Source organism: Streptomyces sp. SP17BM10 (genome assembly GCF_036322405.1).
Lineage (GTDB): Bacteria > Actinomycetota > Actinomycetes > Streptomycetales > Streptomycetaceae > Kitasatospora.
Map to the genome: position 1 here is coordinate 214,530 of NZ_JAQYXB010000539.1, position 19,946 is coordinate 234,475.

The 19,946-nt window shown below is 71.9% G+C and carries 24 protein-coding genes; 11 read left to right on the top strand and 13 right to left on the bottom strand.

Annotation, left to right across the window (positions count from 1 at the left end; genetic code table 11):
* The first annotated feature begins 16 nt into the window (after window positions 1-16).
* Window positions 17-427 (top strand): winged helix-turn-helix transcriptional regulator, encoded by a 411-nt coding sequence (locus tag PUR71_RS12885; protein WP_329927082.1) that lies wholly within the window; start codon window positions 17-19, stop codon window positions 425-427.
* A 132-nt stretch (window positions 428-559) separates the two neighbouring features.
* On the opposite strand, the gene PUR71_RS12890 is transcribed toward PUR71_RS12885, so the two are convergent.
* Genes PUR71_RS12890 through PUR71_RS12905 form a run of 4 tightly spaced genes read right to left on the bottom strand, consistent with a single transcriptional unit; the run spans window position 560 to window position 2,187 of the window.
* Complete coding sequence (locus PUR71_RS12890; RefSeq protein WP_329927083.1) at window positions 560-958, bottom strand: hypothetical protein; 399 nt, start codon at window positions 956-958, stop codon at window positions 560-562.
* On the bottom strand, window positions 955-1,149 hold the full coding sequence (locus tag PUR71_RS12895) for a methyltransferase (RefSeq protein WP_329927084.1): 195 nt from the start codon (window positions 1,147-1,149) through the stop codon (window positions 955-957). Before PUR71_RS12895 ends, PUR71_RS12890 begins: the two co-directional genes overlap by 4 nt.
* Before the next feature lie 56 nt (window positions 1,150-1,205).
* Window positions 1,206-1,529 (bottom strand): hypothetical protein, encoded by a 324-nt coding sequence (locus PUR71_RS12900; RefSeq protein ID WP_329927085.1) that lies wholly within the window; start codon window positions 1,527-1,529, stop codon window positions 1,206-1,208.
* Complete coding sequence (locus PUR71_RS12905) at window positions 1,504-2,187, bottom strand: type III effector protein (protein WP_329927086.1); 684 nt, start codon at window positions 2,185-2,187, stop codon at window positions 1,504-1,506. The genes PUR71_RS12900 and PUR71_RS12905 overlap by 26 nt, the downstream gene beginning before the upstream one ends.
* A 109-nt stretch (window positions 2,188-2,296) precedes the next feature.
* Between PUR71_RS12905 and PUR71_RS12910 the strand changes: the two genes are divergently transcribed.
* The 5 genes from PUR71_RS12910 to PUR71_RS12930 all read left to right on the top strand — a co-directional run bounded on the left by PUR71_RS12910 (window position 2,297) and on the right by PUR71_RS12930 (window position 4,301).
* Window positions 2,297-2,731 (top strand): Hsp20/alpha crystallin family protein, encoded by a 435-nt coding sequence (locus PUR71_RS12910; RefSeq protein ID WP_329927087.1) that lies wholly within the window; start codon window positions 2,297-2,299, stop codon window positions 2,729-2,731.
* A 122-nt stretch (window positions 2,732-2,853) separates the two neighbouring features.
* Window positions 2,854-3,192, top strand: a complete 339-nt coding sequence (locus PUR71_RS12915; protein WP_329927088.1) for an STAS domain-containing protein — start codon at window positions 2,854-2,856, stop codon at window positions 3,190-3,192.
* A 185-nt stretch (window positions 3,193-3,377) separates the two neighbouring features.
* On the top strand, window positions 3,378-3,776 hold the full coding sequence (locus PUR71_RS12920) for a DUF2267 domain-containing protein (RefSeq protein WP_329927089.1): 399 nt from the start codon (window positions 3,378-3,380) through the stop codon (window positions 3,774-3,776).
* Between the two features lie 103 nt (window positions 3,777-3,879).
* Complete coding sequence (locus PUR71_RS12925; RefSeq protein ID WP_329927090.1) at window positions 3,880-4,119, top strand: CsbD family protein; 240 nt, start codon at window positions 3,880-3,882, stop codon at window positions 4,117-4,119.
* 17 nt (window positions 4,120-4,136) lie between these two features.
* A complete protein-coding gene (locus tag PUR71_RS12930) occupies window positions 4,137-4,301 on the top strand; it encodes a hypothetical protein (RefSeq protein WP_329927091.1) in 165 nt (54 codons plus the stop codon).
* A gap of 130 nt (window positions 4,302-4,431) precedes the next feature.
* On the opposite strand, the gene PUR71_RS12935 is transcribed toward PUR71_RS12930, so the two are convergent.
* Entirely contained in the window at window positions 4,432-4,692 is a 261-nt protein-coding gene (locus PUR71_RS12935) for a hypothetical protein (protein WP_329927092.1), read from the bottom strand.
* A gap of 173 nt (window positions 4,693-4,865) precedes the next feature.
* Window positions 4,866-5,363 (bottom strand): hypothetical protein, encoded by a 498-nt coding sequence (locus tag PUR71_RS12940; protein ID WP_329927093.1) that lies wholly within the window; start codon window positions 5,361-5,363, stop codon window positions 4,866-4,868.
* 370 nt (window positions 5,364-5,733) lie between these two features.
* Between PUR71_RS12940 and PUR71_RS12945 the strand changes: the two genes are divergently transcribed.
* The 4 genes from PUR71_RS12945 to PUR71_RS12960 all read left to right on the top strand — a co-directional run bounded on the left by PUR71_RS12945 (window position 5,734) and on the right by PUR71_RS12960 (window position 9,401).
* Entirely contained in the window at window positions 5,734-6,111 is a 378-nt protein-coding gene (locus tag PUR71_RS12945; RefSeq protein ID WP_329927094.1) for a hypothetical protein, read from the top strand.
* A gap of 30 nt (window positions 6,112-6,141) precedes the next feature.
* Window positions 6,142-6,834 carry a hypothetical protein gene (locus PUR71_RS12950; protein ID WP_329927095.1) on the top strand — a complete coding sequence of 231 codons (693 nt, stop codon included), beginning with the start codon at window positions 6,142-6,144 and terminating at the stop codon, window positions 6,832-6,834.
* 1,063 nt (window positions 6,835-7,897) lie between these two features.
* A complete protein-coding gene (locus PUR71_RS12955) occupies window positions 7,898-8,338 on the top strand; it encodes a hypothetical protein (protein WP_329927096.1) in 441 nt (146 codons plus the stop codon).
* Between the two features lie 160 nt (window positions 8,339-8,498).
* The gene (locus PUR71_RS12960) at window positions 8,499-9,401 is read left to right on the top strand and encodes a hypothetical protein (protein WP_329927097.1); all 903 of its coding nucleotides are present in this window, start codon (window positions 8,499-8,501) and stop codon (window positions 9,399-9,401) included.
* Between the two features lie 151 nt (window positions 9,402-9,552).
* Here the strand turns inward: PUR71_RS12960 and PUR71_RS12965 are convergent, their stop codons facing one another.
* The 4 genes from PUR71_RS12965 to PUR71_RS12980 all read right to left on the bottom strand — a co-directional run bounded on the left by PUR71_RS12965 (window position 9,553) and on the right by PUR71_RS12980 (window position 13,771).
* Window positions 9,553-10,440, bottom strand: a complete 888-nt coding sequence (locus tag PUR71_RS12965; protein ID WP_329927098.1) for a LysR family transcriptional regulator — start codon at window positions 10,438-10,440, stop codon at window positions 9,553-9,555.
* A 539-nt stretch (window positions 10,441-10,979) separates the two neighbouring features.
* Window positions 10,980-11,780 carry a hypothetical protein gene (locus PUR71_RS12970; RefSeq protein WP_329927099.1) on the bottom strand — a complete coding sequence of 267 codons (801 nt, stop codon included), beginning with the start codon at window positions 11,778-11,780 and terminating at the stop codon, window positions 10,980-10,982.
* Between the two features lie 354 nt (window positions 11,781-12,134).
* Window positions 12,135-12,671 (bottom strand): hypothetical protein, encoded by a 537-nt coding sequence (locus PUR71_RS12975; protein ID WP_329927100.1) that lies wholly within the window; start codon window positions 12,669-12,671, stop codon window positions 12,135-12,137.
* Window positions 12,672-12,787: 116 nt separating this feature from the next.
* The gene (locus PUR71_RS12980; protein ID WP_329927101.1) at window positions 12,788-13,771 is read right to left on the bottom strand and encodes an MBL fold metallo-hydrolase; all 984 of its coding nucleotides are present in this window, start codon (window positions 13,769-13,771) and stop codon (window positions 12,788-12,790) included.
* A 275-nt stretch (window positions 13,772-14,046) separates the two neighbouring features.
* Between PUR71_RS12980 and PUR71_RS12985 the strand changes: the two genes are divergently transcribed.
* Complete coding sequence (locus PUR71_RS12985) at window positions 14,047-14,913, top strand: helix-turn-helix domain-containing protein (protein WP_329927102.1); 867 nt, start codon at window positions 14,047-14,049, stop codon at window positions 14,911-14,913.
* A gap of 169 nt (window positions 14,914-15,082) precedes the next feature.
* On the opposite strand, the gene PUR71_RS12990 is transcribed toward PUR71_RS12985, so the two are convergent.
* The 3 genes from PUR71_RS12990 to PUR71_RS13000 all read right to left on the bottom strand — a co-directional run bounded on the left by PUR71_RS12990 (window position 15,083) and on the right by PUR71_RS13000 (window position 19,663).
* Window positions 15,083-15,637 carry a hypothetical protein gene (locus PUR71_RS12990; RefSeq protein WP_329927103.1) on the bottom strand — a complete coding sequence of 185 codons (555 nt, stop codon included), beginning with the start codon at window positions 15,635-15,637 and terminating at the stop codon, window positions 15,083-15,085.
* 205 nt (window positions 15,638-15,842) lie between these two features.
* The gene (locus PUR71_RS12995) at window positions 15,843-16,238 is read right to left on the bottom strand and encodes a hypothetical protein (protein ID WP_329927104.1); all 396 of its coding nucleotides are present in this window, start codon (window positions 16,236-16,238) and stop codon (window positions 15,843-15,845) included.
* 104 nt (window positions 16,239-16,342) lie between these two features.
* On the bottom strand, window positions 16,343-19,663 hold the full coding sequence (locus tag PUR71_RS13000; protein WP_329927105.1) for an ALF repeat-containing protein: 3,321 nt from the start codon (window positions 19,661-19,663) through the stop codon (window positions 16,343-16,345).
* Window positions 19,664-19,946: the final 283 nt, after the last annotated feature.

A 19,946-nucleotide genomic window follows, 5' to 3' on the forward strand; every position in this document is an offset into this window, starting at 1 on the left:
GGTATTCAGGTACCTCATGGATACCGACTCGCGCCGCAGCAACGCCGACCTACTCGCGACCTACCGTCGCGACTGTCCCTCCCGCACAGTCGTCGAGGTCCTCGCCAACAAGTGGTCCCTGTACGTCCTCGCCGCCCTGCGCCGCTCCCCCGGACCCCTGCGATTCAGCCAACTGCGGCGCCTGCTCGACGGCGTGACGCAGAAGATGCTCACCCAGACCCTGCGCGCCCTCGAACGCGACGGCCTCGTCGCCCGCACCGTCTACCCCACCGTGCCCCCGCGCGTCGAGTACTCCCTCACTGATCTCGGACACGCCGCCGGCGAGCTCACCACCGCCGTCGCCGACTGGGCCGTCGACCACGCCTCCCGTATCCACGCCGCCCGCGCCGCATTCGACGCGCGCCCCGAGGAGCCCAGTGCTCTGTAGAGGACTGATGCGAAGGACTCGCCGGCGCGCATGAGATGAAGTGAGGGAGTCCAAAGACCGGTTGTGGCGCCTGATCCGGACTCCCTCGTCCTGCTTCACCGCGGAACGGATGCGGTTGGTACCGGCTCTTAGTCAGGCGCGGCGCGCGCGGATGGCGAGGAACGGGGGCAGCCCGGCCCGCTGTGGTTGCGCGGCTGCCACTCGGGCACATGGGACCGGCTCGGTAACGGCTTCCAAGACGAAACCGTGCCGGACCAGTGCGGTCAGGTACGTGGACAGCGTCCGGTGTCGGTTGCCGGCCCGGCGAGCACCGTCGGGGTTGCCGGAGCGCCAGAAGCCTTCGGTGAGGTGGTGGCCGACGACCCGGCGGACGGTCCCATCGGGCGCCTGCGTCCAGGTGGCGTACGGCGCTTCGAAGCAGGGGTGGGGGATGGTGAAGACGAGTGAGCCCTGCGCCACCAGCACTCGCCGCACGGCCGCGAGCGCCGCGTCGAGGTCGGGCACGTTGTTCAGGGACAGCCCGGCGGTCACCCGGAGGCTCCGCGGGCGGCCACCGCTCGGGCGATGATCCCCTCGCCACACCCGAGGTCGAGGGCGCGATTGCCGCCGAGCTCCTCCGGGAGGTGATGGAGCAGCACATCACGGTTGAAGTCGTGCATTGCGGAACCCGCCCGCAGCAGTTCCGCGTACCAGTCGGCGATGGTGTCCCAGGAGTCAGGCATCGAACTCGGACGCTACTCGCTCCGCGCCGGACGCCGCCACCCGTCTTCAGCTCGCCTCACCCCTTGGAAGAGATCATCCAGGTGGCATCCGGCCCGGTGGGGTCGGCCGAGCCGCGGTGCGGGTACCGGGCGGCGCCGGGCGGAGGTTGAGGCCCGGCGCCGGGCTCGTTGCCCGGGGCCTTCACGGCGGTGATCCAGGCGGGGTGGGCGAGTTGGTGGCGCAGGGTCTCGAGTCGGGCGAGGTGGGCGTCGAGCGTGGCGTTGACGTCGTTTCCGAGGCTGCGGACCCGGCTTTGGAGGTCGGCGATCCCGTTCAGGATGGGCTGCCACCGGTCCGGGCCGGTCGCGTGGGGGTCAGGCGCGTCGTTGGTGGCTGTCATCGCGGAGTCGGTCGGTCTGGCGGGTGAGGTCGTCGAGCCGGGTGGCGAGGTCGGGGTGGGCGGCGGCGAGGTGGGGGCGCATGTCGGCCAGGGGGGCTATGAGGTCGGCCGGGTCGGCGGTGCCGAGGGCGGCGGTGAGCGCGGTCAGCGCGGGCCCGGCGGCAGGGGTGTGGCCGGGCGCGGCGGTGATCCGGGCGGCCAGGACACGCAGGGCGGCGCCGTTGTCGCGGGCCCAGACGCCGACGGCGCGGTCGGCCGCACGGCGGTCGCGCACGGCCTTGACCCGCTCGGCTCCGGTCTCCCCCGGCGAAGTGGTGCCGGCGGGGCGCAGGCGCAGGTAGCGGTTCTCGGCGGCCTGGCGGCTGGCGACGCCCATGGGGCGGGCGAGGTCGGCCCAGGTCGCGCCGCCGGCGCGGGCGGCCTCGACCAGCGGGGCCTCCCAGTCCGCGAGCCGGCCGCGCAGTTCGCGCAGCAGGAGCAGGGCGGCCAGCGCGTGCTCGGCACCGCCTTCCTCGGCGTCCCGGGGTGCGGAGGCCGGCGCGTGGGCGGTGCGCACGGCGTCGTCGATGGCGGCGAGTGCCGCGGCGGCGGCGAGGAAGGAAACCGGCCCGGAGTCGCGGCCAGGGCTGGGGTCGGGCTTCGGCGGCTTTGTACTCATGACGTCATTCTAGGGATGACGAGGTGCTGTTGTCATCGAACGGATGACATGCTACAACGGTGTCCGGTGAAGCGCACTGGCACCCATCGACCTGTGGAGGTGTTTCGCGATGCTGATGCGCACTGACCCGTTCCGCGAGCTGGACCGGCTGACCCAGCAGTTCCTCAACACGACCGGCACCTGGTCGCGCCCGACGCCGATGCCGCTGGACGCCTACCGCGCCGGCGAGGAGTACGTGATCTGCTTCGACCTGCCCGGGGTGGACCCGCAGGCGATCGACATCGACGTCGAACGGAACATGCTCACGGTCAAGGCCGAGCGCCGCCCCCGCCAGGAAGGCGAGGACGTGAGGTGGGAGCTGACCGAGCGCCCCCTCGGCGTGTTCTCCCGGCAGGTCATGCTCTCCGACACCCTCGACCCCTCCGGGATCACCGCCGACTACGACTGCGGCGTGCTGACACTGAAGATCCCGGTCGCCGAGAAGGCCAAGCCCCGCAAGATCACCATCAGCCACAGCGGCAACCCCAAGCAGCTCCAGGCCTGACCCCGCCCCCGGACCGTCCCGTGCCGCCCCTGATTCCCCCCGTAGGCGCGGCACGGGACACCCCCGCCCCTTCCCTTCTCCCGCCCGCCCACTACGCGGCGAACGGGGCTGCGAGTCCTGCGATGACCACTCTGGTGAGCCCGTTCACGGTCCGGGCGCGCGGCGAGATCGACCTCGACACCGCGCCGCGCCTGCTCCGCGAACTGGAACGCGCACTCGCCGAACACCACGTGGTGGTGCTCGACCTGTCACAGGTCACCTTCATGGACTGCTCGGGCCTCGGCGCACTCGTCCAGGCCCGCAACCAGGCCGACCGCGGCGGCCGCCGCCTCGTCCTGCGCGGCGTCAGCCGCCCGGTCGCCCGGATCCTCAGGCTCACCGGCCTCACCCGCCGCCTGGCCCCCGTCCCGGACCGGACGGCGGAACGGGCCCCGTCCGCCCCCCATCCGGGAGGAAGGTGAACACGGTGAGGATCCGCTGGGAAGCGTTCCTGGACACCGTCCGCGAACGCGGGCGAGTACGGCACGCCCGGGGAAGCGGAGCGTGCGCCGCGCGTCGTGCTCGCCCTGCCGCCGGCCGACGCCCCTGAACCCCGACCCCACCGACGCGCTCAGCCGCGGCGGACCGTTCCGGAAGGCCACCCGCCATGACCCGCCACAGCCTGGTCCAGCACGTCCGCGAACTCGGCCGCTACTCCAGCGACCAGGAGGCCGAACAGGTCCTCGAAACCGTCCTGGGCATACTCGGCTCCCAGCTCACCGGCGAAGAACGCTGCGCCCTTGCCGCCGCACTGCCCGAACACGCCCGCGCCGCGTTCGTCGCCCCGATCCCGCTCGACCGGCCGGTGACTGCACCGGCCTTCGCCGAAGCCGTCGCCCGCACCCTCCACACCACCCTCGCGGGCGCCCGCTGGGACGCCTCCTGCGTCCTGACCGCCCTCGCCGACCTCGCCGGCAACCAGCTCACCGACCGCCTCCTCGCCTACCTCCCCCGCGGGTACGCGCTCCTGTTCGGCCGCGCCGACCTCACCCCCGCTGCCGCCTGACCCCCCCCCCCCCCCCCCCACCGCGGGAGCGGCTGCCCCTCGCCGAAGGAGGAATGAAGAGGAATGAAAGAGTCAATACCGGGCAAAAGGTGACGAAAGCGCGGTGCTGCCGTACCGCCGGGAACCGCTGGAGGAATCGATGGGTGACCTGTCGAACAAGGCGCAGGAAGTAGCCGGCAAGGCGAAGGAGAAGGCCGGCGACCTCACCGGCGACCAGGAGCTCAAGGGTGAGGGCCAGGCCGATCAGGTGGAGTCGAAGCTCAGGCAGGCCGCCGACGATGTCAAGGACGCCGCGCAGGGCGCGGCCGACCGGGTGAAGGGCGCACTCAGGCGCAAGGACTGACCGAGGAAGGCACCGGCATGGCACTGTTCCTGTTCATCCTGCTGATCGCGGTGGTGTTCGGCTTCGTCGGCGCCCTGGTCAAGGGCCTGCTGTGGCTACTCGTCATCGGCGTCGTGCTGTTCGTCGCCGCCCTGGTCTTCGCCGGTGTGCGCCTGGGCCGTGGGAGAGGCGCACACCGGTAGGAGCGGCGCATCGCCAGTCGGCCCGGGCCGACTGGCGATCGCTTCGTGTGACCGGCACGGGGCAAGCGGAGCCACCGATTCCAGGACCGACAGAACGCGGGTGCCGCGACCCCTGCCGGGCCGGCCGACTTCACCAGGACCGCAGCGAGGGCGGTCCGACGAGCGTCCAGTCAGGGTTGTCCCCGATGAGAGTGACCGTTGCGAGGAGGTCGCAGCCCCAGATCCCGTGCTCGTCGTCAGGTGAAGCGGCGATCACCGACTCCGCGATCCACGACACTCCCGCTTGCACCTCAAGGGTCGGCCAGTCGGCGACGGGATCTCCTGCGGTCCCTCTCGTCGCCGTCGAGCACACGGCGACCTCGTCGACGAACGGACCGGACCGCTCGGTCACCAGGAGATCACCAGTTGACAGGAGCTCGTCCAGGAGGCGGCTGATCGCTGCTCGCCCGTTCTCCTCGTCCGACCGGCAGAAGTACGTCAGGTGGTACGCCGCGATCGGATCCCCTCCCCCGAACGCCTCGACTCGATCATGGTAGAGGCCGTACTTCCGTCGGTACCTGACCGTCAGGACAGCGGACCGGCCAGCAGCCGGGCGGCCAGGTCATGCAGTTCGGCCACCAGCTCCTTCGTCGGCCCGCCGCAGTGTTCCTGCTGGTCCTCCGCGTGGTACAGCCATCGGCGGACCGGCCACAGCGGCGAGCCGGGGTCGTCGGCGGGGCCCAACGCGAAGTCGATCCGCCCGGCCACCACCAGCGGATCGAGACGACCGTCCAGCAGGTCCCGCAGCCAGTACCGGGCCAACGCCCGGGCGCGGGCCTCCACGGTGGCGGGCAGCCGCAGCTCCGGCCAGAGTTCCTGCTCCACCTCGGCCAGCAGCCGGCGCGCCTCCAGAACGTCCGACTCGGACAGCACGCCGAGCTCCCACAGGCCCGGGGTGTCCACCCCGCCGGCCAGTGCCGTCCGGGCAGCCTCCACCGCCGCGGCGACCGTCTCCGGACAGCCGGTGGTCCCCCGCTCCAGCAGCACCCGACGCAGCGGCTCCAGCGCCAGCTCCAGCTCCATGGCGCGAGCCTAGTGCAGCTCCGCGGAGGTTCGTCGGGGGCGTGGGTCGGATGGCCAGGACAGTGGGCTTCTTCCGGTGAACCGACGGGCCGGCCACTGGGCCAGCCGGACTCGAGGTGTTCGCGTGCGGCCGGATGGCCTGGTGGGTGATGTGAACCCACTGGTTCCCGGTGTTGTGACGGCGCTAGCCCAGGAGCTCCCGGCGTGCGCGGGGGCGCACTCGCACAGTAGTGCTGCAAGCCTGGCCGCTGTGCGCTGTGGCGCCCTGCAGGCTTGTGGACAACTGAATTGACGTACCGTTAGCCTCTGGATCTCCAGACATGGCCGAGGGTGTGAATCCACCTAATCCACCTAGCTCGCAGGGGGCCCGGTGAAGATCAACAAGCTGTCGACTCAAGGCGGCAACTTCAATAACTACGAAAAGGTTGACACTGTCAACCACTTTGAGAACGGCGGCCTTGTCATCGGGTCGGGGGCGCCCAGGCAGGCCGAACTTCAGAGCGCCCTCGCCGCCGTGCTGGAGGAGATCAGCGCCGCCCGTGACACCGGTGCTCTCACCGGGGTTGTCGCAGGCAAGCTGGAAGGACAAGTCCGCGAGGCGGCCGAGGCCGTGACTGGCCCGAACGCCGACGGGCAGACCGCGAAGGGCAAGCTGACCACAGCCCGGCAGTTCCTGGTCGGATCGGGCGGCGCCCCCGCGATCGTCGCGGCCCTGTCCGCAGCGATCAACGCCGCGAACGCGTTTTGACTGCTACAAGAAGCCGGGGCGCGAGAGCCAGTGCAGCAGGTCAACGTCGGCTCGGACGGCAACAAGAACCCCATTGTTCTTGTGCTCGGTTCCCTTGCCCTTATCGGTCTTGTGGCGGTCGTCCTCGTCGCCCTGAAGGGCGAGAAGGGCCGGGGTGACGTACGGGCAACCGCAGACAGTCCGGCCCCGGCCGTAACGATCACCGGGACGTCGTCGGGGGTACTCCCGACCAGCGCGGCGGACACCAATGCGCCAGGTCGGAGCACGCCGCCGACGGCACCCGCCGGGGCGGCCAACACCGGTTCGGCAGGGGGACTCGCGGTGCCGACCAGCCCCACCCCCGCGGCGGGGAGTCCCGGCCCGGTATGCGCGTCGGAGCAGCCGGCGCCTGCTTCGAACGTCTCTGAGTCGGCCTGCTACCTGCGGGATGGCGACAGGCTCTACATGATGGCGTCGGCCAAGGCCTCGACAGCGGCTTCGGCCACCGTCTATGTGTGGTTGACGGCTGGGAACGTGTACGCGTACCCGTCCAGCGGCCCCCATGGGTTTCCATCGACCACCCTCACGTCGACTGCACAGGAGTTCCGCTACCCCGTGGACATGCCGCTGACGCGCGGGGTCACGTACTACGTGCACGTCAGCTCCCGGCCGCCCGGGACGGGGGTGCCGAACGCAATGAACAACCCCGAGGTCACGGGTCACTCGATCGGGCTTCGCTGGTAGCCCGGCAACCCGGTGGTAGGGCGCCTGTCACAACTCCTGGTACTGCAACGGTACTTCCTATGACGAGGCTTCAGCTTTCGGGCTGCGGCCTCGTTTCTCGTAGTGACTGATCCCGGCCTGTTGCCGACGTCGTCGGCCGACGTGCTGTTGCGGTCCTGCAGGCCGGACGGCGCCGGGCGACCGCGCGCCGGGCCAGGGGGTACGCCGACAGCGCGGCCGCCCCGCCCAGCGCGCCGAACAGGAGCGGGGCATTCCACCACGGCACCAGCTCGACGGACCGGCCGTCCGGCCAGCGGCAGACATGCGAGGGCGGGAGGAACGACTCCTCGATCCGGATGTTCCTGTGTTCGGGTTCGCGGTACGCCCCCGGGTCCCACCCGTAGAGCTCGGTGACACACGCCCGGGTCGGACGGGTCTCGAAACCGGACAGCATCCCGAGCAGCCAGACGGCTCCTGCCGCCAGCAGGCACACCAACACGCCCGCCACCCTCGCCACCCTCGCCATGCAGGTCCCCCACTCGACCGATCGTCCGTATCGGACCCGGAGACGATCATGGCCCTGGCTCGGTTCCCGCTCCTCCGGCCGTGCATGCCATAGCTTTGACGACAACTCAGCTGATGGCCAGTCTTCCCTTCCGGTCGGGACACCTGCTGTGCGAGCGCCAGGGTGGTGGTGTGCACGAGGCGTGTGCGGCGCCCACGACCGATCCGGTCGTCGCCGCAGGGCGTAGCAAGCGCAGGCGTTCGAGGTTCAAGATCTAAGCGCTGCTACGAGATGCAGTCCACGGATGTTCACTTGTGCGCGCTGGTGATCAAGCCCCAGAGTGTGGATCGTGCGCCGGGCCGCCGTTACTCGGGGGCAGCGCCGTGGCCGGTCCGTCGGCTTCGGCGCGAGGAGGCCGGGCGCCGCCGTCGTGACGCCCGCGCTGTCAGGAGACCCTTCCAGCGCTCCGAGGTCCACGACGCGTCTGCCCGTGACATCCCCGACAGCAGACGTGTCGTCACCTCCCCCTTCCGGGGCTTCCCGGGCTTCACCCTCATCGATCATCGGAAAGGCACCACCATGTCCGTTCTGCGCAGCAAGATCGCGCTGTTCGCCGCCACGGCCGGCCTCACCGCCGGCACGGTGGCCCTCGCCACCCCGGCCAGCGCCGACGTCATCTCGGACGGGAGCTCGTGGTTCTGCTACCACCGGATCTGCCTGTCGTACAACGGTGACGGCGACGGCGCCTGGTGGACGTCGGAGGCCTCCGAGTGGACCGACCTGGAAGGCCAGAAGTTCCACGGTGGCGTCATGTCCGGCACGGAATGGAACGGTTACGGCCAGCCCGTCAAGAACGCCGCCGCCTGGGTCGGCAACGGCGGCAGCCAGGACATCTACGTGTACGTCAACAGCAAGGCCTACGGATGGGGTGCCTACGACGTGGTCTACCCCGGCCGCGCCGGCAACCTCCAGGTCACGCGCAACAACGAGGCCGCGTACTCGACGAACGTCTACTCGTGATCGTCGCCGACTGACGGGCCGGCGCTCCGATCCCGCACGGCCCGCCGGTCACACGCCGATCACCGCCGGGCCGGCCGCTCGCACGACCGCGGCCGGCCCGGCAGCCGCACCCCGAGCTCCAGGAAGGTCCCCAACCGCCGTGCCGCGCCTCCCGCACCGCGTGTCCACCAGATCCGCCGCGCTCCTTGCCACGGCGCTCGGCGCCCTGCTGGCCGGCTGCGCCACCCCCGGCCACCCGGCCGCCGCCCCGCACCACCCGGCCGCCGTACCGACCCTGGCGGACATCCCCGGCACACCCAGCGCCACCGTCCCCTCCGCCGCCCCGACCGACCTGGGCACCCTGCGCCTGCCGATCGAGCAGTACGTGCTCACCCCGGCAGAGAACGCCCGGCTCACCCACGCCAGCTGGGTGCTGGCCGCCGACTGCGTGCGGCAGCACGGCATCGCCTTCCCGACGCCGCCCGAGCTCACCCACCAGCGCAGCGGCAGCGAGGTACCGCGCCGCTACGGACCGGCGGACCCGGCCGCCGCCGCCAAGGACGGCTACCACGACCCGGCCGCACCGGACGGGGACAAGGCGCCGACCGACGGCCTATCCTCCCTGTCGACCGACCAGCGCACCACGGTGTTCCGGTGCCAACAGGACGCCCAGGCCGAACTCGCCGGCGGCGCGGCCTTCGGCTCCTCACCGATCGGCGAGCAGATCAACTCCCGCAGCTACCTCAAGGCCACCGCCGACGACCGGGTCAAGGCCGCCTTCGCCGCCTGGTCCGGCTGCATGAAGACCGCCGGCTACGACTACGCCTCGCCGATGGACGCCTACAACGACCCGCACTGGCGCACCTCGCCCACGGCGGACCAGCAGGAGATCGCCACCGCCCAGGCCGACATCGCCTGCAAGCGCCAGACCAACCTGATCGGCATCTGGTACGCGGTGGACGCCGCCTACCAGCAGCAGCAGATCCAGGCACACCAAGCGGAACTCGACCGCGACCGCGCCGCCGAACAGCAGCAACTCGGCTCCGCCCGCGAGGTGTTGGGGCAGAGTGCGGGATCGAATTGACCGAGATCGCCGTCCGGGACGGTGATCGCCTTTCTCGGGGGACACGGAGGCGGAACGCCCGTCGTCCCCCGCCTTCACCAGAGGGAAGCGGGCCGCGCGGAGCACATCGCGCGGCCCGCTCAGCGTTGCGGGCCACCCGGCGTGCGAACTGCTAGACGCCGGGACAGGCTTCGCTCAGGGTGTCGACCACGACGCCGACCGAGGGGCGCGCGGCCGAGGTGGCACGCCAGATGACGAAGACCCGGCGGCGAGGACCGTCCGTCAGGGGGACGAACCGCACCCGGGCGGAGGCCGGCTCACGCCCCAGGCGCGGGATGAGGGCGACGCCCAGCCGCGCCGCGACCAGGGCGATCTGCGTCGGGTGCTCGGCGGCGGTGTGGGCGATGCGGGCGTTCCTGAGCCTGCGCACCAGCCATTCGTGGCACAACTGCCCGTTGTTCGAGGTGATCCAGTCCTCCTCGAGGAGGTCGTCCAGACCAAGCACCGGGCGGTCGGCGAGCCGGTGGTCCCGGGGCAGCGCGATGTCATAGGAGTCCTCCAGGAGGGCGCGCTGCTCGAGCCCCTGGGGCAGGACGAGCGGGTCCCCGATCCACTCCTCGACGACCGCCAGGTCGAGCAGCCCGCGACGCACCGCCGGGACCGCCTCGTAGGGTTCCTGCTCCCGCGCCGACACGGTCAGGTCCGGGTAGCGCGAGCGCAGGGCCCGCAGGGTCGGCGGGAGCAGGCCGCGGGCGGCCGTGGGGAAGGCCGCGATCGTGAGCTCGCCGGTCACCACTCCGCGGTGTTGCGCCATCGTCGCCATGACGCGCTCCGCCTGTGCGAGCAGTCCGGCTGCCTGGTCGGCGAGCAGGGAGCCGGCCTCGGTCAGGCGGATGCCCCGGCCCTGACGTTCGGTCAGGTGGGCACCGGTCTCCAGTTCGAGCCGCGCCATCTGCTGCGAGACCGCCGAGGTGGTGACGTGCAGCAACCGTGCTGCGCCCACGACCGATCCGGTCGTCGCCACGGCGTGCAGCACCCGGAGGCGCTCTAGGTTCAACATCTCAGTGATACTACGAGATTGGGTCGATGAACATTCACTTGTGCTTGCTGCTGATCAAGCCCCAGAGTGGAGTCGTGCGCCGGCCCCCGTCACTCGGGGGTAGTACCGAAAGCCGATCCGCTCGGGTTCGGTACGAGGGGGGCCGGGCGCCCTCACCCCTCTTATGCCTCCCGCGCCCACGGGCGGAGCTTCTCCGGGTTGAAGACCACCGGATCCGGGTGCCCCGGCCGTCGTCGGCGACGTCGAAGGAGGCCACGGCCTGTACGGTCCCGGCGCGGACGGCAGGTCCGGGAGCAGGAAGCGTGTGTCAGAGCCCGTTGGTACAGAGCAGCCGGTTCGGGGTCGATGAACTCCCCCGAACGGCGTTGCGGGCACGCCTCGGTGAGTGCCCGTGGCCTGGCCGTCCCGCGTCGTGCCGCCGCCGGTGGAGCGGGAGGGAGGGGGAAGGGGCTGGGCGAGGTCGCCGGACTTGCTCGTCCAAGGGGATGTCCGAACCCCTGGAGCGTGCGCCCCAGGGGTTCGGTGTCTGCGCTGGTGGTTCAGTGCTGCTGGGCGGCCTTGACCTGCTCGACCTGCTTCTTCACCATGCCCTGGTCCGGCTGCGGCACGGATCCCGACGCCAGGTTGCTGATGTCGATCACGACGTCCCCGCTCCGGACGAAGACGTAGGAGTACTCGCCCGCCGACTCGCCGGTGAAGGACAGCTTGAAGGCCAGGGCCGCGTCGCCGAGCGTCGGGGCGCTCAGCTTCGACACGGAGATCGTGACCTTCTCGTTGCCGTTCCCGGGGACGGAGCCGGGAATGCTGGAGCACGCCCCGAGCGCGGCCGCGGCGGACGACAAGGCCTTCTCGCCCTGGCCGGCGGCGAACTGGTTGAGCTGGACTATGACCCCGCCGTTAGCGCCCGTCTTGAAACCGGCCTTCACGGCCGCGGTCGGCTTCGTCGCGGCGTTCATCGCGTCGATCAGGTCGAGCACGGGCTGGCAGGCGGGCTTGTCCGCGACCGTCTTGCTGTCGCCGCCGGCCGGGGCACTGTTCACGGTGGTGGCGCCCGGCACGTCCGCCTTGGTCAGCAGGGCCTTGGTGAGCTCGTCGGACGACAGGGTCTTGATCGGCCCCGGGTTGCCCGTCGGTGCGGCCGTGGCGGTCGGAGCGGTCGTGCCTGTCGGAGCGGCCGTGGCGGTCGAGCCGGTCGCGGCGGTCGGAGCGGTCGTGGCGGTCGAGCCGGTCGTGGTGTTGCTCGGGTCGGCATTGTTGGGGCCGCATTGGGCGGCCATGCTCCCGAGGAGAGCGATCGGCACGACGGCCGACATGAGGAAGCGCTTGTGCGAAGCACGCATGGTGAAGTGTCCCCCTTGAGTTGGATCATGGTACAACTGCCGTGCCGGAGCCCGGTCGTGGCGTTCACCGAGGCCCCCGCTGCAGTGATCAGCAACGATTCCCCGGTTGAGGGATGTGCCTCACCCCATGGGGCGGATGCCGCGCGTGGGTGAGTCATCGTGCTGAGGCGTGACAAACTATCGCAAATCTCCGGCTGATGAGTACGGATGATCATCCGAGGTTTGGAAGCCATCCCGATGGGAGCACCTGCGGATCAGATGAGAGCCGCCGCGGCCGGATGAGGGCCGCCGCGGCCATGCTTGCGGAGGCTGTGACGTGGTCGCCCGTGGCACGGGTGCCGGGCCGTCGTGCCGTCAGGGAGGGCCGGGCGGGGGCGGGATGCGGGTCAGGAGTTCACCGGCGGCCCGGGTCAGGTGCGCGGCGATCTCCTGCGCGGGCACCTGCGATCCGCCATGGCCCAGGTACGCCGCCACCGCGTCGACCATCGGTGCCAGCTCCTCGCACTCCCCGTAGGCCTCGGCCACGTTCTCGACGATGAGCCCGGCCCCCTCGAAGGGATCGAGCCATCCGCCCACGATCTCGGCGGCCCACCAGCGGGCGAGCGCCAGCCGGCCCTGCCAGTAGTCCCCGTACTCCTCAAGCGGGCACAGCCCGAACCCGAGCTCGTCCGTCACCCGGTCAAACAGCCCTGGGGCCTGGTCCTCTTCACCGCTGAGCAGCCAGGCCAGGAGCCACAGCGACGGCGTGTCCACGCCCGCGACCAGGGCTCGCAGAGCGGCCTGGATCAGCGACTGCGGCTCGGCGTACCGGCCGTCGACCCACTCGTGGGCGATCCCCCGCAGTTCCCGCACCGCTTCGGCCGCCGTCCCGGGGACCCCGCTCGTCGTCATGGCGGCATCCTGCTGCCTCCCGCCCACCGCCCACCAGCGGATATCCCGCGGCCGGATACGGAAGAAGGCACCCGCGGGCCGTGGTGGCCGGACGGGTCGGTAGTTCGCAGGAGGCGTCAGTGCCGTGGGGCATCCGGTGCCGGGAGCGGGAGGAAGGGGCGGTTGAGGTGGGGAGTGGCCAGGACGGTGCCGGTGCGCCCGGCTTCGGCGAGGAGGGCTTCGCGGGTGCGGCGGGCCAGGGCGGGATCGGCCTCGAAGGCGTAGCGGGTCGCGGGGTCGGCGAGTTGGACGGCGTGGACCAGCACGTCGCCGGTGATCAGGAGCCGTTGTCCGCCCCCTTCGACCAGGAGGGACTGGTGGCCCGGCGTGTGGCCCGGCGTGCCGAACAGGGTGAGTCCTGCGCCGGCCCCCCGGGGCCCGGGAAGTCGGCACCGGCCGTCGACCTGGCGCAGCAGGCCGGCCCGGCGCAGCGGGTCCACGACGTACCGCAGCGCCGAGTCGCCCGCGGCGAGCCCCGCGACCTCCGCCTGCTGGACGACGTACTGCGCGTCGGGGAAGACCGGGACACCGTCCGGGGTGACCGACCAGCCGTAGTGGTCCTCGTGCAGGTGGCTGAGGACGACGGTGTCGACGTCCTGCGGTCGGATGCCGGCCGCCGTCAGGGACTGCGGGAGCCGGCCGGGGACGGGCGCCCACTTGGAGGCCGGACTGCCCACCGGGCCGATGCCGGTGTCGACCAGGGTGATCCGCCCGCCGGGTGCGCGGACGGCATAGCAGCGGAAGTCCAGTTCCCACGTGCCGTGCGGTCCGAAGGCGGGCGGGTCGAGCTCCCGCGCGCGCTCCCACGCTTCCGGTGTGGCGTCCGGGAAGGCGGCCGCGGCGGCGACCGGGAAGGTGCCGTGGGCGTCGAGGAGAGCGAGGACCCGGTAGCGGCCGAGCCGTCGGACCGCGGCCCGACTGCCCTGGGCGGTGGGCGGTTCGGCGGGCGTGTCGGCCCGCGCGGACGTCCCGGTGAGCGGCCCCAGGGCGGCCGCGCCGACGGTGGCCACGGCCCCGCGCAGCAGGGTGCGTCGCGCGGTGGTTCCCGGATCGCGGGTCATCGGTGTTCCTCCAGGGGGCGTGTTGGCGCCGACGCCTCGACCCCCGTGCGGGGCGTCGGCGGGTTCCATGCTGGAGGGGAGGACGACGGGCCGGCTTGCATCTTCTTGCGCGTTCGGCCGGCGGCGTGCAAGCGGCCGGGACCGGTGATCGCCGTACGGGCCACGCCGTACGGCTGCGAGGCGTGCGGGGTGGCCGGATGCCCGCGACGCACGACGAGCGACCGGGCGGTGTCCGGACCTGTCCGCCCGCACCGCGGCGGGCCTACGCTGGGGGCATGCCGGTCGAACGCCTCTGCCTGCTGCGCGATGACGACGTCTACAGCGCGGAAGTCGACTGCCGTCATCCGCCTCGCGGATGGACGCAGGTTCGCCCGATGCAGGTGTTCGGTCTGGTGATGGTCCGCCGGGGCCTCTTCCTGGCCCGGGCGGACGGCGTGGAACAGGTGCTGGACCCCCTCAGCGTCTACGTCGAACGCCCCGGCGGCGAGCACCAGTTCGCGCACCCGTGCGGCGGCGACTCCTACACCGAGATCGTGCTCTCGGAGCCCCGGCTCGTCGAACTGCTGGCCGGGGACCCGACCGTGCCGCAGGGACTGGTGTTCACCACGCCACGGATGACGGTGCGCCAGCGGATGCTGGCGGCACGGGCGCGTGGCCGCGCGGACGCCTTCGAACTCACCGAGCTGACTCTGGAACTCGCCTCGGAGATCCTCTCCGCCCTGGTACCGGAGCGGGTCGTTGCCGGCATCCCCGTCCGGGTGTCGGCGCGCCGCCGGCTGGTGGACTCCGCGCGCGCCGCGCTGGCGGCGGACCTCGGCTCGAGCCTGGACGATCTGGCCCGCACGGTGGGGTGCTCCCCCCACCACCTCAGCCGGATCTTCCGGGAGGTCACTGGCGAGGGCCTGGCCCGCTACCGCATCCGGCTGAAGGTCGTCCGGGCGCTCGACCGGATCAGCCAGGGCGACACGGGGCTCGCCTCCCTGGCGGCGGAGTTGGGCTTCGCGGACCAGGCCCACATGACCAACACCATGCGCCGGTCGATCGGGCTGACCCCGGGCGCGCTGCGGGCCCTGCTGGCCGCGGAGGCCGCAGAGGCCGCAGAGGCCGCAGAGGCCGCGGGCGGGCGGTGCCCGCGGCGGTAGCCACGTACACCCGCGCAGGACGAAGGCGTCGCCCCACCCGGTCATGGTCGGCGCCTCGGTCCCGTCCCGATCAGGCGGCGTCCAGGGCATCCGGGAACACGGTCCGCCGGCCGGTCGGCTTTCCGCCGGCGCGGGCCCCGCCGCGGTCGCGCGGCGGGGCCCGGGGGCGTCACTTGACGGCGGTGAGGTCCAGCAGCGTGTACGGGCGGCGCTGCGGTTCGGTGGCCTCGCCGACCGCGTTCGGCATGTTCCGCTGCAGCGTGAAGGTCTTCTCCTGGGTCTGGTCGCCGGTGCCGGTGACCATGTGGGCCGACACCGCGTAGTCGGGGGTCGTGATGCCGTAGACGGACGGCAGCTCCAGCTTGAGGGAGGCGCTGTTCCCGGTGATCTGGAAGCAGAACTTGCCGTGGCCGACGGTGTCCCGGTCGGCCATGCCGCGGGTGTCGACCTGCAGCACGCCCGGCTTGGTGGTGCCGGGGGCGGGGCAGTCGACGAGGAGCATGTGGCCGTCCCCGCTGATGAGCTTGATGCCGCGGTCCGTGAAGATCTTGTCGGCACCCGGGTAGGCGAAGTCCTCGACGGCCGGCGGCGGCGGGGTGTCGTCGGCGGTGACGGCCGCGGAGCCGGCCGGAGCGCCGGTCGCCGCGTCGGCGACCGCGGCACCGGTGAACGCGACGGAGCCGGCGACCGCGCCGGCGACGAGCAGCTTGGAAATGGAGCGCATGGGAATCCCCCCTGGAAAGTTCCGAAGTCGGTGGTTCACGGCATCTGCGTGAATGGCCCTGCGGCCGCCACCGGACGTATTGCTATCACGAACGGATGATGTTTTGAAAGATCGTTCTTCCGGCCCGGAGGAGAATTGTCGAGCCATGAGTGTGCACACGAACTCTACGGGTGAGATGATATTCCGAACGGCCTTAGCCGGATGGTTACGGCTTGAACAGGTACACGAGGCCGCCCATCGCGACCGCCGCGACGGTGAAACGGATCATGGCTTCCTGGGCGAGGCCGTAGTGCTCCGGCAGCAGGCTCCCGTCCTCCGGGCGTTCCAGGACCATCCGCGCCATCTTCCTGCGGAACCCGAGCAGGCTCACGGGAATCATCAGGCAGGCGATCGAGTACATCGACAGCAGTAGCTGGGGCGGATAGCCGGGCTTGGCGACCGAAGCGACGTAGGCGAACACCGCGATGATCACCGGCATGGACGAAACGCGGATCCTGGTCGCGCGCGTCGGCATCGAAGGCACCAGCAGCGCGAGATTGACGGCCGTGCACAGGGCCGCGATCAGCCACCAGGAGGTCGTGCTGAGGTCGAGTACGTACATGTCCACCCCTTGTCGACCGTGGGGCCGCGCCGGACGCGGCCCCACGGTCCCGTTCGAATACTCACTGCCTTCCGGCAGCCTAGACCGCCGGACGGTTCAGCAGATCACCAGGTGAAGAGACCGACAATGCCGGAGGCCACGGCGGACCCACCCTCGATGATCTTCTGACCGACCGCCTTGGCGCCCTTGATGCTGGCCCTCGCGACCGGTCCGGCGATCTCGCCGTAGATCTTGCCGTAGGGGCCTCCGATCGTGCCGAGGATCGTGCTGGTCGCCGCGTTGAGGAAATCCTTGCTGTTGAAGCCGTCGGCATAGAGCCACGCACCGGTGCTGAGCAAACCGGCCCCGAGGGAGAACGCTCCGAAGACGCCGAACCCGATCTCCCCGAGGGGCGGCGGAAGGGCGAGCGAACCGACTGCGGCCAGGCCCCAGATGGTGCTGTAGTGCCCCGTCTCCGTGGCGAAGTTGCGGATGCCGTCCTTGCCGTCGCCGCCCGTTCCACCGCTGCCACCGCTTCCGCCGGAGCCCCCGGGCGGGGTGGCGGTCGCCGTTTCGTTGATCTTGTCGTTGGCCGGGTTGTTGGACGGGTTGACGTTCGCGGCCTCGGCCTGACGGGCCGCCTGAGCCGCCGCGGCTGCTGCCGCGGCCTGCTCCTGGGCCCGCTTGTCCGCCGCGACCGTGCGCGCCTCCCGGGCGGCCGCGGAGGCCTCGGAGGCGCTCTTGCCGGCCGCCGCCGCCGAAGCCGCCGCGCTGGCGGCCGAGGCACGGGCGCCGGCCGCCGAGGCGGTGGCCTTGTCGGCGGAGGCGATCGCCTGGTTGAGCGAGTAGTTGGCCGCGCGGTTCGCCTTCTGCGCGGTCGCGGCGGCCGACTTGGCCTGCTGGGCGGAGGCGGCCGCGGCGTTCGCCGAGGCGTCCGCCGCAGTGGCCTTGGCCTTCGCGTCGTCCGCGTAGCCCTTGGCCTGCTGGGCCGACGCCTGGGCCTTGTTCGCCCAGTCGTTGGCCTCCTGGGCGGCGTTGCGGGCGTTGGCCGCGACCTCGAACGCCAGCTGGGCGTCCTGGGTGGCGGTGACCGCGTCCTTCGCCGCGTTGGCGATCAGCGCGAGGACCGAGGACACGTGGGTGTCGGTGTCCGCGTCGAGCACGGCGGCCTTGTACTGGACGGTGGTCACGAAGTCGTGCTGCATCCAGGCCGGCCCGGCGAGCGCGACCTCGGCCGCCGCCTTGACGTTGGGACCGGCCTGGCCGTTCAGGACGCTGAAGATCGTGACCCGGTCGTCCTCGGCCACGGCACGCTGGTAACCGGTGTGGACGAAGTCGGACATCGCCTTGGCGCTGCCGTTGCTCAGCGCGGCGGCGCCGTCCCGCTGGACCGCGGTCCCGGCGCCGTTCAGCATCGTGAAGACGGTGTAGCGGAGGTCGTCGGCCTGGACGTCCAGCGCGCCACCGGAGAGGAACTTCGTCACGGCGGTCGGGTCCGTGCTCTCCAGCGTCCGCTGGGCGGCACCCGCGAGCGTGGAGGTGCCGATGGTGGACAGGTAGGCGACCTTGTCGCGGTCGTCCAGCCGGAGGCTGTCCTGGTACTCCTTCTTCGCCCAGGCGACCACGCCGTCGTCGTTGTCGGCGAGCGCCGCGCGGGCGGCGTCGCGGGTCCAGTAACCCGCGCTGCCCAGCAGGTTGACGGCGGCCTTGCGGCCGAAGCCCGCCGCCGTCTTCGCGTCCGTGCCGGGGGCGGCGGCCTTCTGCACCAGGTCCTTGGTGGCCGCGTCGAGCGCGGCGGCCGAGGTCTGGTCGCCGGTCAGCTTGGCCTGATCCGCGGCCTCCGCCTTGACGAGGGCGGCGGCCTCCTTGAGGCCCTGCTGCTTGTCGGCCTCCAGCTTGGCGGCCTCGGCCTGACGGGCCAGCTGCTCGATGCTCTGGGCCTCGGTGACGGCGTCGTTCGCGGCGTTCGCGGCCTCGATCGCGGCGTTCGCGTGGGTGGTCGCCACGTTGGCCCAGTCCTGCGCCTGGCCGGCCGACGCGGCGGCCTGCTCGGCGGCCGTGGCCGCCTTGTCGGCGTGGTCGGCGGCGCTGACGGCCCTGCGGTTCGCCTCGGCGGCGTGCCCGGCGGCCGCGTTGGCCAGGCTCTCGGCCCGACCGGAGGCCGCGGTGGCCAGGTCCGCCGCGGCGCGCGCCTTGCCGGCCGCGTCCCGGGCCCTGGCCGCCTGGGTGCCGGCGGCGCCGGCCGAGTTGCCCGCCTGGGCGCTGGCCTCGGCCGCACTGGCGGCATCACGCGCCGCGCGGGCGGCGGCGGCGCCGGAGCGCCCGGCGTCGGCGCTCGCGCTGGCCGCCGCGGAGGCGGCGCCGGCGGCGTCCCGGGCACCCTTGGCGGCGTCACGGGCCTGCTGGGCGGCGGCGCTGGCGGCGCCGGCCTCGTTCCGGTTGCCCGCGGCCGACGCGGCGGCCCGGTACGCCCTGGAGGCGGCCTGCTCGGCCGCGGCCGCGGCCGAGGCGGCCGACTGCGCGGCCGAGGCGGCCGTGCGTGCGGCGGCGACGGCGGCGTTCGAGGCGGAGATCGCCGTCTCGGCGGCCGCGGCCGCGCCCTCGGCGGCCTGCGCGGCGCTGTTCGCCGCCGCGCCCGCCTTGTTGACGTCGTCCTTGGCGGCGGCGGCCTCGGCGGCGGCCCGCTGGGCGGCCTCCTTCGCCTTGCCCGCGGCGTCCTCGGCACGGGCGCCGGCCTGCTTGGCGTTCTCGGTCTCGTTCTTGGCGCGCTGGCCGGCCTCCTTGGCCGCCTGGGCGAGCTGGCTGATCGAGAGCGTTTCCTGATCCCGGGTCCGGGCCAGGTACTGGCCCTTCTCCAGGAAGGCGCGGACGTCCTGGGCCGTCCCGGCGAGCGCCCGCTGGGCCTGCTTGGTGTACTCGGGCCCGGGGTTCTGGCCGAGCGCGGCGAAGACGGCGAACCGGTCGTCCTCCTCCTGCGCCTTGGCCTGACCCGTGGTCAGGAAGTCCTCCAGGGCCTTCTGGGAGCCGTCGTTCAGCGCCTTGGCGGCGGCCGCCTGGACACCGGCCTCGCTGTTGTTCAGCACGTAGAAGACGGCCGCCCGGCGGTCTTCGTCCATCGGCTTCTGCCAGCCCGACGTGACGAACGCGTGGACGTCGGCGTCCGAGCCGTTCAGCGCCTTGATGGCGGCGTCACGGACACCGACACCGGTGTCGCTGAGCATCTTCAGGACGGCGAAGCGTTCATCCTCGGCGGAGGCCCGGGCCAGCGTCTCGCCGAGGAACTTGGTGAGGTCCGCGTCGGAACCGACCAGTGCCTTCGCAGCGGCGTCCTTGGTCGAGAGGCCGCCCAACTCCCAGGCTTCGACGACCTTGGCGCGAACGTCGGCGGGCAGCGGCGCCGGCCCGGCCTCGGCCGGCAGGGCCTGGGCAACGGTCGTGCCGGCCATGGTGGCGGCAAGGGTGAGTGCTATCAGTGCAGAGAGTTTCTTGCGGACCCGCCACCCCTGCGGTGATCCCGTCCGATTTGTCGTGTAGGTCATGACCCCTCACGTTTTCCCCCTGGCCCGTCAGGGCCCCTTTGTGGCAGGACAGTTGTCCCGGCACCGCGAGGAGCATAGTTGTACACGGATGAAATTCCGACCCTCTTTTCTGATTGTCTGATTGTGCACGCACTGGCTTGATTTCTACGCTGCTTTCGAATACGTCCTGTTCATCGCAAACCGGACACCG

What these genes read in the sequence shown, in the direction of transcription:
- PUR71_RS12930 (WP_329927091.1), top strand. Translation starts at nt 4,137, where the DNA reads ATGGCACTGTTCCTGTTCATCCTGCTGATCGCGGTGGTGTTCGGCTTC.
- PUR71_RS12995 (WP_329927104.1), bottom strand. Translation starts at nt 16,238, where the DNA reads ATGTACGTACTCGACCTCAGCACGACCTCCTGGTGGCTGATCGCGGCC.
- PUR71_RS12965 (WP_329927098.1), bottom strand. Translation starts at nt 10,440, where the DNA reads ATGTTGAACCTAGAGCGCCTCCGGGTGCTGCACGCCGTGGCGACGACC.
- PUR71_RS12980 (WP_329927101.1), bottom strand. Translation starts at nt 13,771, where the DNA reads ATGACCCGCGATCCGGGAACCACCGCGCGACGCACCCTGCTGCGCGGG.
- PUR71_RS12885 (WP_329927082.1), top strand. Translation starts at nt 17, where the DNA reads ATGGATACCGACTCGCGCCGCAGCAACGCCGACCTACTCGCGACCTAC.
- PUR71_RS12900 (WP_329927085.1), bottom strand. Translation starts at nt 1,529, where the DNA reads ATGACAGCCACCAACGACGCGCCTGACCCCCACGCGACCGGCCCGGAC.
- PUR71_RS12990 (WP_329927103.1), bottom strand. Translation starts at nt 15,637, where the DNA reads ATGCGCTCCATTTCCAAGCTGCTCGTCGCCGGCGCGGTCGCCGGCTCC.
- PUR71_RS12915 (WP_329927088.1), top strand. Translation starts at nt 2,854, where the DNA reads ATGACCACTCTGGTGAGCCCGTTCACGGTCCGGGCGCGCGGCGAGATC.
- PUR71_RS12975 (WP_329927100.1), bottom strand. Translation starts at nt 12,671, where the DNA reads ATGACGACGAGCGGGGTCCCCGGGACGGCGGCCGAAGCGGTGCGGGAA.
- PUR71_RS12905 (WP_329927086.1), bottom strand. Translation starts at nt 2,187, where the DNA reads ATGAGTACAAAGCCGCCGAAGCCCGACCCCAGCCCTGGCCGCGACTCC.
- PUR71_RS12920 (WP_329927089.1), top strand. Translation starts at nt 3,378, where the DNA reads ATGACCCGCCACAGCCTGGTCCAGCACGTCCGCGAACTCGGCCGCTAC.
- PUR71_RS12895 (WP_329927084.1), bottom strand. Translation starts at nt 1,149, where the DNA reads ATGCCTGACTCCTGGGACACCATCGCCGACTGGTACGCGGAACTGCTG.
- PUR71_RS12940 (WP_329927093.1), bottom strand. Translation starts at nt 5,363, where the DNA reads ATGGAGCTGGAGCTGGCGCTGGAGCCGCTGCGTCGGGTGCTGCTGGAG.
- PUR71_RS12985 (WP_329927102.1), top strand. Translation starts at nt 14,047, where the DNA reads ATGCCGGTCGAACGCCTCTGCCTGCTGCGCGATGACGACGTCTACAGC.
- PUR71_RS12910 (WP_329927087.1), top strand. Translation starts at nt 2,297, where the DNA reads ATGCTGATGCGCACTGACCCGTTCCGCGAGCTGGACCGGCTGACCCAG.
- PUR71_RS13000 (WP_329927105.1), bottom strand. Translation starts at nt 19,663, where the DNA reads ATGGCCGGCACGACCGTTGCCCAGGCCCTGCCGGCCGAGGCCGGGCCG.
- PUR71_RS12955 (WP_329927096.1), top strand. Translation starts at nt 7,898, where the DNA reads ATGTCCGTTCTGCGCAGCAAGATCGCGCTGTTCGCCGCCACGGCCGGC.
- PUR71_RS12970 (WP_329927099.1), bottom strand. Translation starts at nt 11,780, where the DNA reads ATGCGTGCTTCGCACAAGCGCTTCCTCATGTCGGCCGTCGTGCCGATC.